At 44.8% G+C, this 17,820-nt stretch carries 17 protein-coding genes; 13 read left to right on the top strand and 4 right to left on the bottom strand.

The window, feature by feature from the left end; translation table 11 throughout:
- Window positions 1-951 precede the first annotated feature (951 nt).
- The 9 genes from BUB16_RS16315 (at window position 952) to arr (ending at window position 7,786) form a co-directional block, all read left to right on the top strand.
- A complete protein-coding gene (locus tag BUB16_RS16315; RefSeq protein WP_073067000.1) occupies window positions 952-1,929 on the top strand; it encodes a helix-turn-helix domain-containing protein in 978 nt (325 codons plus the stop codon).
- A complete protein-coding gene (locus BUB16_RS16310; protein WP_073066998.1) occupies window positions 1,922-2,452 on the top strand; it encodes a DUF6036 family nucleotidyltransferase in 531 nt (176 codons plus the stop codon). The genes BUB16_RS16315 and BUB16_RS16310 overlap by 8 nt, the downstream gene beginning before the upstream one ends.
- 203 nt (window positions 2,453-2,655) lie before the next feature.
- Window positions 2,656-3,189 (top strand): Crp/Fnr family transcriptional regulator, encoded by a 534-nt coding sequence (locus tag BUB16_RS16305; protein ID WP_073066995.1) that lies wholly within the window; start codon window positions 2,656-2,658, stop codon window positions 3,187-3,189.
- Window positions 3,190-3,266: 77 nt separating this feature from the next.
- Window positions 3,267-3,722 (top strand): DoxX family protein, encoded by a 456-nt coding sequence (locus BUB16_RS22395; RefSeq protein WP_073066992.1) that lies wholly within the window; start codon window positions 3,267-3,269, stop codon window positions 3,720-3,722.
- Window positions 3,723-3,726: 4 nt separating this feature from the next.
- Window positions 3,727-4,578, top strand: coding sequence for an alpha/beta fold hydrolase (locus BUB16_RS16295; protein ID WP_073066988.1), 852 nt, complete (start codon window positions 3,727-3,729; stop codon window positions 4,576-4,578).
- 122 nt (window positions 4,579-4,700) lie between these two features.
- Window positions 4,701-5,357 carry a dihydrofolate reductase family protein gene (locus BUB16_RS16290; RefSeq protein WP_073067053.1) on the top strand — a complete coding sequence of 219 codons (657 nt, stop codon included), beginning with the start codon at window positions 4,701-4,703 and terminating at the stop codon, window positions 5,355-5,357.
- Window positions 5,358-5,475: 118 nt separating this feature from the next.
- Window positions 5,476-6,090 carry a gamma carbonic anhydrase family protein gene (locus BUB16_RS16285; RefSeq protein ID WP_073066986.1) on the top strand — a complete coding sequence of 205 codons (615 nt, stop codon included), beginning with the start codon at window positions 5,476-5,478 and terminating at the stop codon, window positions 6,088-6,090.
- Window positions 6,091-6,472: 382 nt separating this feature from the next.
- Entirely contained in the window at window positions 6,473-6,991 is a 519-nt protein-coding gene (locus BUB16_RS16280; RefSeq protein ID WP_073066984.1) for a DinB family protein, read from the top strand.
- 357 nt (window positions 6,992-7,348) lie between these two features.
- Entirely contained in the window at window positions 7,349-7,786 is a 438-nt protein-coding gene (arr, locus tag BUB16_RS16275; protein WP_073066981.1) for an NAD(+)--rifampin ADP-ribosyltransferase, read from the top strand.
- A gap of 520 nt (window positions 7,787-8,306) precedes the next feature.
- Here arr and BUB16_RS16270 read toward each other — a convergent pair.
- Window positions 8,307-9,383 carry a 2-oxoacid:ferredoxin oxidoreductase subunit beta gene (locus tag BUB16_RS16270; protein ID WP_084088364.1) on the bottom strand — a complete coding sequence of 359 codons (1,077 nt, stop codon included), beginning with the start codon at window positions 9,381-9,383 and terminating at the stop codon, window positions 8,307-8,309.
- Between the two features lie 28 nt (window positions 9,384-9,411).
- A complete protein-coding gene (locus tag BUB16_RS16265; RefSeq protein ID WP_073066978.1) occupies window positions 9,412-11,289 on the bottom strand; it encodes a 2-oxoacid:acceptor oxidoreductase subunit alpha in 1,878 nt (625 codons plus the stop codon).
- A 365-nt stretch (window positions 11,290-11,654) separates the two neighbouring features.
- Here BUB16_RS16265 and BUB16_RS16255 point away from each other — a divergent pair, with 365 nt between their 5' ends.
- Entirely contained in the window at window positions 11,655-12,302 is a 648-nt protein-coding gene (locus BUB16_RS16255; protein WP_073066973.1) for a ferric reductase-like transmembrane domain-containing protein, read from the top strand.
- A 295-nt stretch (window positions 12,303-12,597) separates the two neighbouring features.
- Here the strand turns inward: BUB16_RS16255 and BUB16_RS16250 are convergent, their stop codons facing one another.
- On the bottom strand, window positions 12,598-13,629 hold the full coding sequence (locus BUB16_RS16250) for a sodium:calcium antiporter (RefSeq protein WP_073066971.1): 1,032 nt from the start codon (window positions 13,627-13,629) through the stop codon (window positions 12,598-12,600).
- Between the two features lie 514 nt (window positions 13,630-14,143).
- Here BUB16_RS16250 and BUB16_RS16240 point away from each other — a divergent pair.
- Entirely contained in the window at window positions 14,144-14,491 is a 348-nt protein-coding gene (locus BUB16_RS16240) for a hypothetical protein (RefSeq protein WP_073066965.1), read from the top strand.
- Between the two features lie 125 nt (window positions 14,492-14,616).
- On the opposite strand, the gene BUB16_RS16235 is transcribed toward BUB16_RS16240, so the two are convergent.
- The gene (locus tag BUB16_RS16235) at window positions 14,617-15,765 is read right to left on the bottom strand and encodes an Sb-PDE family phosphodiesterase (RefSeq protein ID WP_073066962.1); all 1,149 of its coding nucleotides are present in this window, start codon (window positions 15,763-15,765) and stop codon (window positions 14,617-14,619) included.
- Between the two features lie 298 nt (window positions 15,766-16,063).
- Between BUB16_RS16235 and BUB16_RS16230 the strand changes: the two genes are divergently transcribed.
- Both BUB16_RS16230 and BUB16_RS16225 read left to right on the top strand, forming a co-directional pair.
- The gene (locus BUB16_RS16230) at window positions 16,064-16,504 is read left to right on the top strand and encodes a hypothetical protein (protein WP_073066959.1); all 441 of its coding nucleotides are present in this window, start codon (window positions 16,064-16,066) and stop codon (window positions 16,502-16,504) included.
- A gap of 18 nt (window positions 16,505-16,522) precedes the next feature.
- Window positions 16,523-17,746, top strand: a complete 1,224-nt coding sequence (locus tag BUB16_RS16225; RefSeq protein ID WP_139240345.1) for a clostripain-related cysteine peptidase — start codon at window positions 16,523-16,525, stop codon at window positions 17,744-17,746.
- Window positions 17,747-17,820 lie beyond the last annotated feature (74 nt).

Raw genomic sequence — 17,820 nt, 5'->3', positions numbered from 1 at the left:
GTCAACACCTTACGGCTAATATTTCACTTCTTAAAGTGCCCTGGACTGCCCCCTGGTGTCGTTTTAATAAGGAAAAGTTGGACAGATTGAGAATGATGAGAGGAATTTGCAATTCGTACAGGTAGATTTTTCAGGAGAAATGGGAGAAATAATTATTTAGAGTTCATTTACTATTTTCTCTAAGTTAATTCATATAGGACGATTATATATGTTTTGATATTTATTACTATATTGAGAAATAATTTTAAGTAAAATAAACAGAGGATAATTATTTATGGCTAAAGGATATTCACTTACCAGCAGACCCAAGGGCGGCGGCGCTAATCGATCTCTCGGTTTGGATAGAAAGGAAAGTGAAAAGAATAAGAAAAAATAATTTCACAAGTCTATATGGGAGCTAACTATTCCTAATATAATCTTCTTGTTTGAACAAAAGTTTGAACAAGTTTATATAAAATAGGGCCATAAGTCCTCTGAAGCGCTATTTCATATCGACTCATAATCGATTGGTCGGGGGTTCAAGTCCCTCCGGGCCCACTTTTTATTCCCTTCTTTAAACCCCTAAAAAACACCCTTTATTCCATATAAACAGCATTTTTAGACTCTTCTCTTTAAGGTAAAATTTCTGCGTGAAGTTATTTCACTTTTTGCAACAGATTATGTAAATAGTTGGTACATTTGCTAACTAATCGTAGGATAATGGGCCAAACCTTCAAACAATACACTAATACTCTATTGCAGAATTGCACTTAGGTATAGAAATGAAGCATTAATTTGCAACCAATATGCTTTTCCATCCGGTGTCTTCAAAAGGTTTTTCTTCATTACTTAATCTGTTCATTTATTCTCTATGCTCACGTTCCGTGAACAGTTAACGATAACCATGCAATATTTGCCCTTAACTATAGTTCACTTATACTAACAGTAGTTAATTATATTAAACAGTAGTTTATGAGGCCGATTAAAGATCATAATAGTGCTTTAAGGAACTCCTTAAATGAGATATTGGGATATCAAGCAAATGTACGTCTTCTTCGGTGCTTAGTAGAAGCCAGAGAAGCTATGAGCCACAGCGAACTGGCTGACCGAACTGGTCTGTCCCTACCGGGAATTCATAAGGTGGTAACTCGAATGGTTAAAACAGGTATTATTCAGTACACTGGTAGTGGAAAAAGCCAGCAGGTAGAGATTAGAAATGCCCACCCCTTGGCACCTGCCATCAAAGAACTGTTTAAGGCAGAGAGAGAATACTCCGATTCTTTGATTGAGAATCTGAAAGAAACCATTAAAAGTCTTGAGTCAAAACCCAAATCAGCCTGGATATTTGGGAAGGTTGCTCTGGGCTCTGATGAGTATGGGGACCCAATTCGAATAGCCCTTTTGGGTGACGTTAAGTCAATCGATAAAATAACAGACCAATTCAGAGACCAACTTCGTAACTCTGGCATTGAAAAAGAGTTTGATGTAACCATTGATATAAATGGAATAACTTTAGCTGATATAGAGGCCAGACCTCCAATAGATATGGAGAATATCATCTTACTTTGGGGAACGGATCCACAGCATTATCTTGAGAACTCAATAAGTGAGAGTGATGGAAAAAGTAGTCACGAAGACTTGGACCATCAATCGCTCATTGATTCAAAAGCTTGGACCGAGCTCCTTAAAACGTATCCGGAAATCATTCAACGGACGATTAAATATCTTGAGAATCATATCTCACAAATCAGTTCTGGTGAGAAAAAAGAATTCCAAGAATGGAAGCACATCCTTGAAAGCATGTCGCTGCAACGCCTGAAGAAGTTTTTAGAGTCAGATTCAGAACGTTCTACCCGCTTGCGACAATCTCTGCCCTTCTGGCCTGTATTGAAGGATAACGAGCGTACTAAGCTTGAGAAACTTAAATCTGAACGGAAAGATCATGAATAGAGAACAACTTGAACATGCTATCCGGGCGGCCTGTGAGATAACAGGTGATAGTGAGCTCTACATTTTCGGGTTTCAGGCTATACTAGGTCAATATCCAGATGCTGATGAGCAGTTACGACAATCCATTGAGGTTGATTTAAGTCCCAAAAATAAACCGGAAACCATTGATAAAATTGACGGGGCTTTGGGAGAGAACTCACCCTTTCACCAGACCCACGATTTTTATGTCCATGGCGTATCTCTTGAAACCGCTTCTCTACCGAACGGCTGGAAAGAACGAACGACCAAAGTGCAGGACTATATGGATGCAAACAAGATTGGATGGTGCGTAGAAGCACACGACTTGGCAGCCAGCAAGCTCATCGCTTTTCGGGATAAAGATCGGGCGTTTGTGAGAAGACTACTTATTGAAGAGATGATCGATTCAAGTGAGCTAATAAACCGCATTCAGCTCATTAATACTGAAAAAGAGTTAAAGAATGGAGCCCTAAACTGGGCAAAAAGAATTGCTGCAGAGCTTTAGAGGTTGCTAGGTCATTTGACTTGCCCACGAAAACATTGGTGAGATCAAAAGTTGGACAACTCTTTTTAAATTTCTTCAAAAGAGAAGTTGCAACCGATCTGTGTGATCCTCACAATTTACCTTGATTTGAATCAATTAACTGTTATCTCCTTGAAAATCTTAGTCGCCAAGTGCTAAGTTCGGTTAAATAAAATAGAGTAAGAATGAGTAGTGAAGTTGAAGGATCTGATTTTTTTACCAATCAATTTCTAGATAAAAGCTTTGAAAAAGACCAGATCATCACCAATTTCGATGAGATTGAAAACAATCTTTACTTCCTGAAGAAAGGGATAGTTCGTTTTATCGTATTAAAAGGGACGGAAGAAAAGACGTTAGATTTTGCCTTTGAAGGAGAGTTTTTTAGTGCCTACTCATCATTCCTGACTAGGCAACCAAGTAGATCAGCCATTATTTCCTTAACAAATGTTGAATGTGGTGCCATATCCTATGATCAGCTTCAAAAAGTTTATGCCGAGACGGATAATGGTGAGAAGATTGGTCGTATTGCCGCCGAGAATTTATTCATCAAAAAAACGAAGCGGGAAATGGATTTGCTAACCTTGGATCCAGATGAAAAATATCAAAAGCTCCTCAAAAAGTATCCTCACTTGGTCAAACACATCCCTTTAAAATATCTTGCCTCCTACTTGGGGATGACTCCAGAAACTCTTAGCAGAGTCAGAAGTCGGATTTCTTGATTTGAATCAAGGAATCTTGGGGTTTCCTCAATTATTTTGTTTCCCAAAAGAAACAGCATGAAAAATTTCATATTTGAATGAAGCCTTTATTCGTACTTCTTATAACATTTCTTCTAAGCCTGTTAATTAGTTGGCTGTTTATAAAAAGCCTGGATTATATACTAGCTGGTAATATTGCAATGTGTGTAATGCTCCTCATGACTGCATCGGGTCACTTCATGTTTTCAGAGGGTATGACTATGATGTTGCCGGATTTTATCCCATTTAAATCAGAGGTAGTCTTCTTGACCGGCATCCTTGAAATTTGTGCGGCAATAGCCTTGTTAATACCGTCCCTGCGATACCCTATTTCTATTCTGTTAATTATCTTTTTTGTGTGTCTTTTGCCCGCAAATATTCAAGCAGCTTTGAAGCATATTGATTATCAAAATACAACCTATAATGGGCCTGGAATCAGGTATCTTTGGTTTCGCATACCGTTGCAATTCTTTTTTATAGCATGGGTATGGTTCTTTAATATAAAGCCCTGGTGAGTCAATGATTCGCTTACAAAATAAGACAGTTGAAATTGCCGGTATCCCCCTAAGATGTGTTTCAGAAGGAAAAGGTAGGCCGATTCTTGTTATAGGCTCATCGGTGTATTATCCAAAGACATTTTCTCAGGACTTGAGGAACTCGTTTAGAATCACTTATACGGATCTTCCTCACTTCGTTCAATTTTCTTCTGGTTTCCAGAAGGAAAAGATAAGTTTTGAGTTTTATGCAGAATGTATTGAAACAGTGCGTTTAGCTGAGGGATTAGATGATTTTGTAATTTTTGGGCATTCCCATCACGGCAATATTGCCTTAGAGTATGCCCGGAAATATCCCCGGCATATTTCACATGTGGTCATAGTTGGTTCACCACCCTTTGATATCGAAACTACCGTAAAAGAAAGTAAATCTTATTGGGCCAATTTTGCTACGGATTATCGGAAGCAAATACTGCAAAGACGCCGTAAATCCTTGAAGAAAAGACAGCTAACATCTTTATCTCCCAAAGAAGCTTTTGTAGCGGAGTATGTTACTGATGCGCCAATGTATTGGTACGATCCAACCTATGATGCAAGTTGGCTTTGGCAGGATATGAACTTTGAAATGAGGGCAGTTAATGCTTTTCGAGATTTGTTTCGTAATTACAAGATGGATGGAAAGCTACTAAAGCTTCCAATTTTAGTAACAATGGGTCGATATGATTTCGTTGTCCCACATACTTTGTGGGAACCGATGTTACCAAATTTCCAGAATGTTACTTTCAAATTATTTGAAGAGAGCGGACACACACCGCAATTAGAGGAGGCTGTGAAATTTAACAAAACATTAACGAATTGGTTGCAGAAAAATTCATAATCAAAGTCGAGTTTGTGACATTTGAAATAGCCTCGTGAGAATGATGACGAATTAACAGACAGAAATTATTAAACAGAGCCAACTGATAAATATTAAATTTTCAAACCCGCTTGGAGAAAAAAATGCAAAAGTTACGAGTTGAAAGTTTTTCGATATCCATTGATGGATATGGAGCAGGCCCTAATCAAGATATGGATAACCCGTTGGGAGTTGGAGGGCAAAATCTGCATCAGTGGTTCTTCCCCACAAAGACCTTTCAACAAGAAGTACTTGGAAAAAATGAAGGTACCACTGGAGTTGATAATGAATTTGCTGAAAGAGGGTTCAAGAATATTGGCGCATGGATTATGGGGCGTAATATGTTTAGCCCGTATCGTGGCCAGCCTAATACTGATTGGAAAGGATGGTGGGGAGATAATCCGCCCTACCATTCTCCAGTTTTCATTTTGAGCAATCATAAACGGGAACCTGTTGAAATGGAAGGTGGAACTATTTTTTACTTTGTCACAGAAGGCATTCATTCTGCCCTTGAGCAGGCATTTAAATCGGCAAATGGCAAAGATGTACGGCTGAGTGGAGGCGTCAGTACGATCCGGCAATATCTAACTGCTAAATTGATAGACGAGATGCACATTGCTATTTCGCCTATTCTTTTAGGAAAGGGAGAGCATCTTTTCTCAGAAATTGATTTGCCAACATTGGGTTATGCATGTACCGATCGTGTAGCTACTGATAATGCAACCCACATAATTATAAAGAAGAAAACCACAAGCAGCTGACAGGCGCATTAGGGGCGCTTCCCTCCTGCGTCAAACAAATCCAGGTCTTCGGCTGAACCGCCGACTTATATATAAGGCCGTTATTGGCCTTTTAAATCTCAATTATACTTATCTAAGTATGTACTTAAAATATCGTGAACACAAACCTGTAATCCACGAAGATGCCTATATAGCGCCAAATGCAGTCATCCGTGGTAAAGTATCCATTGGAAAAGGTACCCGTGTACTCTTTGGTGCCGTGATCACCGATGAGGGTGGTCCGGTGAACATTGGTGAGGACTGCGTGGTCATGGAACAGGCGGTAGTACGGGGGACGCCCAGGCACGCCGTCAGTATTGGGGACTCCGTCTTAATTGGCCCGCATTCCCATCTTTCCGGTTGTAAAATCGAAAGCAACGTATTTTTGGCGACCGGTTCAACGATTTTTAATGGAGTTCATATCAAAGTGGGTTCAGAAGTGAGAATAAATGGGATTGTACATGTTAACACGGTCCTTGAACCCAACACAACTGTCCCCATAGGGTGGGTCGCGGTTGGTAACCCTGCCGAGATTCTCCCTCCCAACGAACACAATGCCATCTGGAATATTCAAAAGCAGCAGGACTTTCCAGGCACGGTTTGGGGCGTTGAAAGAAGTACGCCTCAAGGGGACCCTATTCGCCTGTACGCTAAAGCGTTACAAATACATCATCAGGATGAAGTTGTTTCTTCACAGGGTACTGATCCCGAATAAACAATTGGAATAGCACATAAGATGACCTTAAACCGCTCGTCTCAACCTCCCCTGTCCGTTTTGACCTTAATTTCACCAACTACTAAGCGGTTATGAAATAATGAAAATAAGTTTCGGATAAGTGAGAGTCTTCGGACAATCACCCATACACTAAACCCCTATTGACAAAGATAACTAAAAGCTATGGACATCATTCAGGCGCAGACAGATCGATCAGGGACAAATGTTATTCAAAGAATATGCTGATTCTCTTGGAATCGATTTGTCCTGTCAAAATTTTGGAGATGAGTTAAAAACGGTCCTGTAGGTATAAATATTTACAATCAGTACTTTTCACTAATAGAATAAAAACACAAATTATAAAACTACATAACTATCATTTATGAAAAATGAAGACCTTTATAAGGAGGCTCCAGAGTACTGCCATTATTATTTTGACTTAGTTGAGACAGATAATTTACTTTTTGAACTTGAAAAAAGTAAAGAATTGACGATGGACATTTACAAATTGATTACGCCTGAACTGGAAAACTTTTCTTACGAACCCGGAAAATGGACCATCAAGGAAGTTTTGCGGCATATAATTGATAGCGAAAGAGTATTCTCATACAGAGCTTTTCGATTTTCACGATTTGACAAAACGCCTTTGGCAGGCTTTGATCAAAAACATTATGTAGAAAACGCGAATCAAACTGACGTAGAACTATTTGACTTGCAAGAAGATTATGTAGCCGTTCGAAGGTCAACTATTAGGTTGTTTAGAAACATGACAGAGGAAATGTTTGACTTTAAAGCATCTGCAAATGAACTGACCTATACACCAAGAACACTTGGCTTTACGATTGTTGGGCATAATTTGCATCACTGTAACTTTATTAAGGAAAAATATTTGAATAGTTAAGGATTGATAACGGAAGTCTCTTTACGCTAATGCGCGTTTTGGACGAGTTTTTGGAGGTTGATTTCGCGGGCGTAAATAAATTTCCGATCCCAGTGGTCATGTTTATGGGTCGCCATGATTATACAACGTCCTCTGCGCCTACCCAACAATAGCTTAATAAGGTATCCACATCCTATAAAAAGGAAATTTGGTTTAAAAACTCTGCTCATCTCATTCCATATGAAGAGCCTGGAAAACCCTTTTAAGCTTAGTCAGATATATCTTGCCGTTAACACAATATCCATAAATCAAATTTAAACCTGATCTAAAGCCGTATAACCAGCATTTATAAAAATCCTCAATGAAATAAATTTAAAAATGGCAGAAGCAAAAAATAATACCAAAGTGGCAACTCCATTTGCTCAAACTTATTTTCATGGTACAAAAGCAGATTTGAAAATTGGCGACCTCGTTGAAACTGGTTTCAATTCAAATTTTGGGCAGCATAAAAATGCAAAATATATTTTTTTATCTGCGACACTTGATGCCGCCATTTGGGGAGCTGAACTTGCATTAGGCGAAGGTCGGGAACGAATATATTTGGTAGAACCAACCGGGAAAATTGAAGACGATCCTGATTTGACCGACAGAAAATTTCCTGGTAATCCGACAAAATCATACCGCTCAACCGAACCTTTTAGAGTTGTCGGAGAAGTAACCATTTGGCAAGGACACCCAATAGAACAACTCAAAGCAATGAAAGACAAATTGGAGAAACTGAAAGAACAAGGAATTAATTCTCTTAATGACGAATAATGATAAAACAACGAACCGATAACGCTTGCCTATGGCCTTTCAGACTCTCATGCAGGTCTGGCTGTCTGGATACGTGAGAAATTTTATGCCTGGAGCGACTGTGACGGAAATCTTGAAAACAGATTACACAAAGACGAACTGCTGATCAACATGATGATTTATTGGTTAAACAACTCCATCGGAACTGCAAATCATATTTACTATGAAAACACACATTAACTTCCTGAATTAGAAAAGATCATTGTTCCAACGGGTATAGCACAATTTTCAAATGACGTATTACCTTCTCACCGAAAATGGGTAGAAAGTAATTTTATTCTTGTTCATTGGATGGATATACCAGAAGGAGACCATTTTACGGCCATGGAATCTCCCGATTTGTTTGTTGATGATGCCATCAAATTCTATCGCAACTTTAAGGCATGCGTTAAGTGAAATTACTACACCCAAAAGCTATGTTCTGTCTAGCGCCTAAGAACCAAGGAAAGGATGGTATCCTTCTTTTAGACATCATGCCGGCTTACTTGATCTCCCAGGTTTCAGGGCCCTGCAGCAAATCGTCCAGCTCACCCTGTCCCTTTTGCTCTACAGCAGCATCAATTTGATTACTGACCTCTTCATCATAACAGGGGCGTTCTACGGCATAAAGTACCCCGAATGGCCGCGGCATCTGTGTTTCACCGGGCGCAGGAGCGTCGAAGAATTGCGACAGCAGGTAGGCCTTGGTTTTATCCCCTTCGTCGTGGGTCCAGAGGTCCTCTTTGCTATAACCACCGTCTTCAAGCGAAACCACTTCGGGTTTCAGGCCATCAAGGCGGATTCCCTTCTCATTATCCTTGCCGAATAACAGGGGCTGGCCATCTTCCAGGTAGATCGCCTCCCGGGGACGTGTTTTCCGATCGGTAAAGAGTTCAAAGGCGCCGTCATTAAACACAATACAGTTTTGGTAGATCTCCAGCATGGAGGTTCCTTTATGCTGATGGGACCGTTGCAGCATTTGCTGCATGTGTCGGGGATCGCGGTCCATCGTCCGGGCCACAAAGGTGCCATCGGCTCCCATGCTCAGTGAAAGAGGATTGAACGGGTGGTCGATCGAACCGAAAGGAGTCGACTTGGTAGTGGATCCTTCCGGGGAGGTAGGGGAATACTGTCCTTTCGTCAAACCATAGATCTGGTTATTGAACAACAGCAAATTCACATCCACATTTCGCCGCAGCAGCTGGACAAAGTGGTTGGCACCGATAGAGAGGGAGTCACCATCACCCGTGATGATCCAGACGCTCAGGTCCGGCCGGCTCACTTTCAGGCCGGTCGATATGGCCGGAGCTCTTCCATGGATGGAGTGCATACCAAAGGTATCCATATAATATGGAAAACGGGCCGCACAGCCGATTCCGGAGATAAATACGATATCCTCCTTGTCCACACCGATTTTCGGCATTGTTTTTTGCACCTGTTTCAGGATGGTATAGTCACCACAACCGGGACACCATCGCACATCCTGGTCGGAAGAGAAATCCTTGCTGCTGTATTTTTCCTCACCGTTTCCGTTCTCCTTCTGCTTCAGGTGTTCTGATATTTTCGTTTCAATAGTCATAATGATATGCTTTGAATGAATAAATAGGTTACGCTACTGAGGAGCCGATTCCGTTTTTTATCTCTTTTTTGAGCTCTTCAACACCGAACGGCCGGCCTTTGATCTTGTTGATGCCTTTCGCCCGGATCATGAGCTCCGACCGGAGCAGGCGCACCAGCTGGCCGTTGTTGATCTCGGGAACCAGCACAGTGTCATATCCCTTCAGCAATTTTTCCAGGTTCCTCGGAAAGGGGGAAAGATACCGGATATGAATATGGGACACGTCCATCCCCTCCTGCCTTAATTCATGCACGGCCGTCCGGATGGAACCGTAGGTCGATCCCCATCCCACAATCACCGTTTCACCGTTTTCCACGCCGTTGTCAATTTCCTGGAGTGGAATGAACCCGGCGATTTTGTCCCGCTTGGCCTCCCGCATCTTTACCATTTTTTCATGGTTGTCGGGATCGTAGGAGATATCACCGGTCTCATCCTCCTTCTCAAGTCCGCCTACGCGGTGCTCCAGTCCCCCGGTACCGGGTATGGACCAGGAGCGGACAAACCGTTTGTCCCGCACATACGGTAAAAACTTATCCGTCTCGCCATTTTCCGGTCCGTTGTTTGTCCGGGCAGGTTCAAACTTTACTTCTATCTCAGGCAAATCTTTTGTTTCGGGGAACTTCCACGGTTCAGAACCATTGGCCAGGTAGCCGTCGGAGAGATACATGACCGGTATCATATGCTCCAGCGCGATTCGGCATGCTTCGAATACCGACTCAAAACAATCGGCCGGCGAACGGGGAGCCACGATTGCAATCGGGCTCTCGCCATTTCGCCCGTACATCGCCTGCATCAGGTCGGCCTGTTCGGTTTTTGTGGGCATCCCGGTTGACGGTCCCGCTCGCTGTATGTTGAGTATCACCAGCGGCAGCTCCAGCATTACGGCCAGCCCTATGGCTTCTCCTTTCAGGGCGATCCCCGGGCCCGAAGAACTGGTTACGCCGAGACTGCCTCCAAAGGCTGCACCGATTGCAGAAGACACGGCTGCAATCTCATCTTCAGCCTGAAAAGTATACACTCCAAAATGTTTTTGTTTTGAAAGTCCATGCAGGATGTCCGAAGCCGGTGTTATGGGATACGAACCAAAGAATAACGGCAGTCTGCTCTGGTGGGCAGCAGATACGAGTCCCAATACTGTGGCGTCGGTACCGGTGATATTCCGGTAGGTGCCTGGTTTTAGAGATGCCTCCTTTACCGTATAACGCGAACTGAAGACCTCGGTGGTCTCCCCGTAATGGTATCCCTCCTTCAGCACCTTGATGTTGGCATTGGCAATACCCTGCTTGTCCTTAAATTTCTTTTTCAGGAACGTAATCGTGGACTGAAGCGGCCGGTTGTACATCCAGTAGAGCAGCCCCAGTACAAACATGTTTTTACACCGTTCCACCTCTTTATAGCCGAGTGGGGAGTCTGACAGACTTTCTTTTGTGATCTTGGTGATGTCTACTTCGAGGACATTATAATCGGCCAGTGAATCGTCTTCCAGCGGACTTACTTCCGTCTCATATTTAGCGAGATTCAGATTTCGCTTGTCGAACCCGGACGTATTGGCAATAATGATCCCACCCGAACCCAGTAACGACAGGTTTGCCTTCAGCGCGGCTGCATTCATCACAACCAATACATCACACTTGTCGCCCGGGGTCAGGATCTCCTTGCTTCCGAAGTGAAGCTGGAAGGAGGAGACGCCCGGAACCGTACCGGCCGGGGCGCGTATTTCCGCGGGAAATTCAGGCAGGGTTCTCAGGTCGTTGCCCTCCAGGGCGGTGGTATTGGTGAAAAGGGAGCCGGTAAGCTGCATCCCGTCCCCGGAATCGCCGGCAAAACGGATGGTGACTTCTTCCTGGACCTTATTTTGTACACTCATTTTGTGGTATCAATATGTTGATTAAAGCTCAAGTTACGATTAACTTATGAATTTAAAAGGAATAATGGGTATTTGAATTTAGTTCTTTTTTCAACTCTGTGTTTTCAACTTGCATGAGAGGGTGCAGATCCGTCAGAATTGCACAATATCTCCAGCTATTTTCCGGAGAAACCGTTCCTTACTGAAGTTGCTGATTCGTGCTGCGTGCAATATGCCCGATATATCCGTATCAAGCCGCCAGATTACGGTCCTAAACCGAAGCAGTCCAGTCAAGGTCTTCGCATCCACCTTATCGGTTTTTGATTTTGATGGAAGCTGATTGGTGAGTAAAACAATAGTCATACGTTATTTTGGAACCATAAAATATGAAGAGCAGCATTTTAAAAAGGTTTAGAGTCCATTATATCCCCATGCTCGTGGCGAGCATGATTTTCTGTCTTACCTTCTACGTGCTTTGGAAACCGCCTTTGCCTGCCATTCCGTTTGTTACCTATACTTCAGGATATCTCAGCATTTTTTTTCTGGCTGTTTCCCTGCTTTTAGGACCTGCAAATTTGATATTGAAACACAGAAACCCAATATCAACTTATATTCGGAGGGATATTGGTATTGTGGGGGGGACATTTGGGGTGATTCATTCGAGTGTTGGATTGTTTATGCACTTCACAGGCCGGCCCTGGCTTTATTTTGTAGAAGAAGCCGGCGGAGGATTTGCAATCCGCCTTGGCAATTTTGGGCTGGCAAATTACACGGGATTGTTTGGAGTGCTTATACTTTTTTTACTACTCACTATTTCAAATGATTACTTTTTAGGCAAATTAAAAGCTGTGAAATGGAAAAATTTGCAGCGATTCACTTACCCGATGTTTCTTTTGGTGGTTGCACATTCAATATTTTATAGATTAAACGCTGACAAGGAAGATCTGATTATATATCTATACCTGCCAATGTTTCTGGTGGTATTGGTATTCCAGCTCATAGGAATTTGGATAAAACTAAAAAAACGGGTCTAATGTATTAAGCAACCTCAAAAGAATTTATTGAATCATCCAAGAGCATGATCTCCTCCTGTTTAGATAAGTTCAGGAATTAACATGGTACTTTCCCATCCATATATTACAATGAATCTCCTTCATCAGTGACTCCTATAGTTGGTAGAATAGCGTGGACGCGCAGTGGTTAAAATTGGGTCCGTAAAGTGTATAATCTCAATTCTGAACTACACGCCCGGCCAGTTGGCCAGCTTCGGATTTCGGACAGATTCACAGGAAAATAGCGGCTGTTCCAGCTATCCGGAACCAGCCCTGCCTACCCCGGCAGGGAGGGGATGGAATCGATCACCCCGAAATTCTCCAGTCCCATCCACAGCAGAAACAACAGGTACAGAGCAATCAATGCCATCGACTCTTTGCGTCCGAGGATCATATTGGTGCGCATGAAACTAAACAGCATCAACGTTGCCAGGGTAAGCGCACCCATCAGCGGGGCAGCCACCGTAAAGTTGATGACAGTTGCTCCTACAATCAGTATGCCTACGGGTATACAGACCAGCAGGTCAAAAATATTGCTGCCCAGCACGTTGGCCAGCGAAGTGACCGCATCTCCTTTCTGAGCCTTGCGAATACTGACAAAAGCGTCGGGAATGCTGGTTCCGGCGGCTACGACCGATATGCCCCAGAGAAAGGAAGGCGTGCCCAGAAGATCCCCAAACTCAATGGCAGCACGGACCAGCAGCTCTACCCCGATAAGGATAACGACCAGGCTTGCGGCAAGCATCCCCCACTGTTTCAGCGGATTGATGCCATTCGGCTCCATGTCGGATTCAAAGTCCATCGTATCCTGGTACTGGATGAAGATGTAGAAGCCGTAAAGCAGGAGGGGCAGCAGGGCCAGCGTTCGGTCCATTTCGCCAAGAATGATACCGGCGTCCGCCGAAACGGGATTGAAAATAGCCGCAAACGAAAAGGTGATAATGAGCACGGCTACCGAGATAATATAAAACTGGGCCTCTTTGTAGACCAGGTCGCGGTTCGATTCCAGCGGATCTTTCGTGACCAGTCCCGCTGCGGCCGGAATAATCAGGATATTGAAGATGGCCGACCCGACGATGGCCGAGACCCCGAGTTCAAACTCCCCGTGAACCAGGCTTGAAATCACCACGGTGGCCAGTTCGGGAAAACTGGATCCCACCGCCACGACCAGCGCGCCCTGTACGATATCGGGCAGTTCATAATAAATGGACAACCCTTCGCTGGCGTGCTCCAGCCAGTCGCTTCCTTTCCAAATAATGGCCGTGGCAACGAAGGCCACGGCCGTCCACAACAGCAGTGAAAGTATCATGGGCGATTCTCCCGGTTTCGTTCAGGTCAAATGATTAATATACAGTTGTATCTACATCTATATCTGCATCTGTTCATGCAATAAAAATGCATACAATTATTTCGTTGTACGGTTGGATTCCAATCAGTTTTTTATAACCCCAGACCTGAAAATAACATTTAGATACAGATGCAGAAATAGCAAACGCCCGTTGGCACGCTGCCAGGCCGGTTAACCGTACAACGGATACAGACATAATCATCAATAAAGGAAGATTTTGGATCCCGACATAGGACATACATTAATTGATTCTATGAAGTCTGGAACGGGTTCAGCCGGTGAAACGGGTCAGGGGGAGGAATAGGAGTGCCAGCGAAATCCGATGCTTTATCCTGAAACAGGCAGCCGATCTTATCGTAATGATCCAACGTAACGTTTCCAAAAAAATATATCAAAAAATGATCATCAAAAAGATGATTTAAAGCTTTGATTTTCTTATAATTATAATAACCCACAACACAAAGCCAGATGGGTTATGAAATGGGCATTATTCATATTGATACTGCTTCCCTCTGCGTTACAAGCCCAGGAATATGAGGTCAGGGATCGGTGCATGGGCAACGGCAACTACGCGATGGTGGTGGAGTATTATGACCAGTTCTACGTCGTGGAAACGCCCGAATATTTTCAGCAAAACTGGATTATCCAGGATTTGATCGGCATTTCACTCGGTGGCTACAACATCCTCTATTACTCGAACTCCGTCGGAGCGACCCAAAGCGTGGAAGTCCGGGTATTGTCTCGCTACCGCTGGAAATACGCTGGATATCCGGGGGCCCGGGCCGTTTGCAGGCATATCACTCAGGTGTACAGGCGCTGGTGACTCAAATGAATTATTTGAATACGTATCACGTGTTGGCATGAGTACCGAGCCGGACCTGTTTGGGTCCCCGGCCCCAAAACTTTCGACTATTGATCTTCGATTTCTATATTAAGACAAGACCCGTACTATAGAATAGATGATGCGGTGATCGTAATTTCGGGATGTTTGTCGGGGGCCGTAACCGCATTCAGTACCCGCAGGGGTAGTGCAACCTCCTCCAGTCGCTGCCTGGTTCTCACTTCCAGGGTGAGCGTGTGATAGGGCTCAATGGTAATGACATCCGAGTTCCGGTGAAAAGAATAGCCGCTGAGGTTTTCCAGGATAAATTTTTGACCGGTGACATTTTCTATATTCAGTTCCAGCACGGACGTGTCGCTGATATACGAGCTGCCCGCCACCGTCAGGGATTCGTTGATGAGCGGGACCAGGTACTCCTCCTTCCCGATTAACAGGTCGTCTTTCCATACGACCGTTCGTCCGTCAAACAGCGCTTCTTTCAGGCCCTCTTTCGAATGTTCTTCGGCAAAAACAAGCGTCACCGGCCGGTGAGCGCCGTGCTGGGTCTCATAATCCCAGTCGATCAGACCATGCACGTCGGAGGTCCCCATAATTGTCAGGTCGTAGTCCAGGGCGATCTGCAGGGCCTGTTTGGAATAGCGGCTCATATTGACCACCTCGATACCGTGCAGCATCTCTCCCTCAATCAGCTCTTTGTGCATCTCAGAAAGCGGGGGTATGCCGTCTTCGGCCTGACGCAGCCAGTAGGGATGATTCCAGAATGTAAAAGCTCCCTGATTCCTGGCTTCCCTGAATGCCGCGCGCGCATCGTCCACAAGCAGTGCATTGGCATCTTCCAGGAAAATGGCGTTGGAATGTCCCGGTGGCATAGACCGCGTGATCTCCGAGCCGTTGATGATGATCAGCTCCTCCTCTTCCGCCTCCCCGGAAGCAATTTCGTAGGAGCGGTTGCGATCGGGATGAGGGATATCCTCCTCGTGCGGCTGGTACTCGAGATGATCGGTCATGGCGATCGCATCAAGGTTGTCTTTCAAGGCCTCCTCGACGCGTATGTCGGGCCAGACACTGCCGTCGGAAAAGACGGTATGGATATGCAGGTCGGTCGACAGGGTTTGATAGCCGGGAATATCCGGGAAGTCCACCTCCCGCAGCTGGTGCTGATGCGAATGAGGGTGAGCGTGGCTGTGCTGGCCAAGAACCGAGGCCGTCATCATAAACAGTCCGACAAAAAGGAGGGAAAAGAGGCGTTGAAACATAAGAGATCAGGTTGGATTAATAACTATGTGGTAAAAAAATGTCCGCGGATAGTCCGTAGTAACCGGCGACGAGACGCCCGGAAACCGGGCCCGAAACAAGGGACGTTATATACATATTTGTCTATAAAACTACAAGGTGTCAGATGGTTTAACCGACCTTTGCCGTTTGGATGAGGCTATCGAATGTAACGATGCCCGGAGGCTATTTCGATCTGTTAGCAGGGGCGGGAAACCATTTTTATTTAATGCTTTTTTTTTGTTACATAGGATCATATAAACGTCAACCAAAGAAACTTTTATGAAAACATTCAATACGATTATTCTTTCTGTCGCTTTTATTCTGGCTACTTCCGCAGTGAGTTATGCGCAGAGTGACCATGCAAACAAAAAGATTAAGACCTATATTAATAACATGGTCCAAAAGGTTGAGACGGCCGAGGAACCTGGACAGAAACGGGCTATTCTCAATAAGTCGTTTGATAAGATGATTGAGGCCTTTGACCGGGTCGAATCGATGAGCAGAATACCTGAAAAGGATAAAGAAGGGATCGCTTTATTAAAAACGAGTATTCTGGAAAAACAACAGGAACTGAACGGTGATAAAGGCTTTAAAAGGGTAGCTGACCGGCAATTGGACAGTTTTGCGAATTATGTTCAGCAGGATATGGAACAAGCCAACACCATTACTATCAGCGTAACCACCCTGTTGCTTATCATTATTATCCTTCTTTTGATATAATGCGACCTATTCAATTTGATGATCATCAGATCTTATCTTTTTATTACAGGCCTTTTATCGGTGATGCTGCTCGGGTGTGTCGTGCAGAAAAAAGCCGTCCGTCCCGCACCCCCCGGTTCGTCCGCCGCTGGTATTGATTATACCCTTATTTACCTGTTACACGGCGATGCCGATTATCTTTATCATAGCGAGGAGGGGCAGCCGCTTCAGGCCGATGAAGAAGTACTGAAGGAGGCGCAATCTGTGGCTGAAAAAGCTGAGAACGGCGAGGTCTTTATTTTCCACCAGCGTCCCGAGCAAAAGGTGCTGGGGCTTTTCCCGAAGAAGGATCGCCGTATGTATCACTATCGAAACGGGGAGCTGGTCAGCCGGAGGGCCTATTCGCCCGCTCCCGGAAAAGAGGGGGAGGGGGAAGGAGAAAGGGCTGCTGCATTTGACACCGAAGCCACCCTGTACGAAACCCTCCGTTCTCCCGACGGCTCGAATTCCCGTCCAAATCGGATCCTGCTGTACTACGGACATGAAATCCCCATGCTGGCCCAAACAGGATATCACCGGTCCAGGCCGGAGGTCGATTTCGGCAGTTCCGCGTTCACCGACGGAATTGCTCAGTTTAATACTTCCGGTTCATCCCCGCTCGATCTGCTCGTCTTGTCCACCTGTAACAACGGTACGCCGGATATGCTTCATCGCCTGAAAGATACGGCTGATTATGTGTTAGCCTCGCCCCAAAATCTTCATCTCTCTCACATCGATTCGGATGCTTTGTTGCTTCTCGAAAGCCGTGCTTCGATCGGCACAGCGGATCTCGCCGCTAAAATAGCGGACCAGACGCTGGGAAGAATGAGTAAATTTATCCAGACAGGCGTTACATTATCTCTTTATGATACCGATATCGCGGGAAAGTATGCAGCGGATCTTAGCCTCCGTATTACCGAACGGACATCGCGTAACGAGCACGTGATGCCGGCTGGTCTCCCGGCAGCAGATACGGGTGCGGTGAATACGGAAAACACGGAAACGCTGACAGGACCGGGAACCGGGAAGGAAATGGACACCGAAAACACGGAAACGGGTCCCGGAGCGGCAAGAGGAACGGAGAACATAGATTGTGCAGAGTTACTACCGGCGCCACTGATCCGCAGCGATGGCATAAGCGTATGGTTTCAGCCGCCGGCGTTCGGACCGCAAGCCGCCCGCAAAAGCCACTCGGGCTGGGGGTGTGTGAATCCGATGAACTGACGGCTGGGAAGTGCAGCCTGTCCGCCAAAGAACGAGCCGCTCACTCGTGTCGAATATTCAGGCCGCGGCAAAGA

It is taken from the genome of Fodinibius roseus (genome assembly GCF_900129315.1).
Classification (GTDB): domain Bacteria; phylum Bacteroidota; class Rhodothermia; order Balneolales; family Balneolaceae; genus Fodinibius; species Fodinibius roseus.
The sequence above is the reverse complement of the archived record's forward strand: the minus strand, read 5'-3'. Positions and strand labels throughout refer to the sequence as shown.

Coding starts and splice junctions, on each gene's coding strand:
- BUB16_RS16240 (WP_073066965.1), top strand. CDS start 14,144: ATGAAATGGGCATTATTCATATTGATACTGCTTCCCTCTGCGTTACAA.
- BUB16_RS16250 (WP_073066971.1), bottom strand. CDS start 13,629: ATGATACTTTCACTGCTGTTGTGGACGGCCGTGGCCTTCGTTGCCACG.
- BUB16_RS16230 (WP_073066959.1), top strand. CDS start 16,064: ATGAAAACATTCAATACGATTATTCTTTCTGTCGCTTTTATTCTGGCT.
- BUB16_RS16285 (WP_073066986.1), top strand. CDS start 5,476: ATGTACTTAAAATATCGTGAACACAAACCTGTAATCCACGAAGATGCC.
- BUB16_RS22395 (WP_073066992.1), top strand. CDS start 3,267: ATGAAGCCTTTATTCGTACTTCTTATAACATTTCTTCTAAGCCTGTTA.
- BUB16_RS16305 (WP_073066995.1), top strand. CDS start 2,656: ATGAGTAGTGAAGTTGAAGGATCTGATTTTTTTACCAATCAATTTCTA.
- BUB16_RS16290 (WP_073067053.1), top strand. CDS start 4,701: ATGCAAAAGTTACGAGTTGAAAGTTTTTCGATATCCATTGATGGATAT.
- BUB16_RS16295 (WP_073066988.1), top strand. CDS start 3,727: ATGATTCGCTTACAAAATAAGACAGTTGAAATTGCCGGTATCCCCCTA.
- BUB16_RS16315 (WP_073067000.1), top strand. CDS start 952: ATGAGGCCGATTAAAGATCATAATAGTGCTTTAAGGAACTCCTTAAAT.
- BUB16_RS16280 (WP_073066984.1), top strand. CDS start 6,473: ATGAAAAATGAAGACCTTTATAAGGAGGCTCCAGAGTACTGCCATTAT.
- BUB16_RS16265 (WP_073066978.1), bottom strand. CDS start 11,289: ATGAGTGTACAAAATAAGGTCCAGGAAGAAGTCACCATCCGTTTTGCC.
- BUB16_RS16310 (WP_073066998.1), top strand. CDS start 1,922: ATGAATAGAGAACAACTTGAACATGCTATCCGGGCGGCCTGTGAGATA.
- BUB16_RS16270 (WP_084088364.1), bottom strand. CDS start 9,383: ATGACTATTGAAACGAAAATATCAGAACACCTGAAGCAGAAGGAGAAC.
- BUB16_RS16255 (WP_073066973.1), top strand. CDS start 11,655: ATGAAGAGCAGCATTTTAAAAAGGTTTAGAGTCCATTATATCCCCATG.
- arr (WP_073066981.1), top strand. CDS start 7,349: ATGGCAGAAGCAAAAAATAATACCAAAGTGGCAACTCCATTTGCTCAA.
- BUB16_RS16235 (WP_073066962.1), bottom strand. CDS start 15,765: ATGTTTCAACGCCTCTTTTCCCTCCTTTTTGTCGGACTGTTTATGATG.
- BUB16_RS16225 (WP_139240345.1), top strand. CDS start 16,523: ATGATCATCAGATCTTATCTTTTTATTACAGGCCTTTTATCGGTGATG.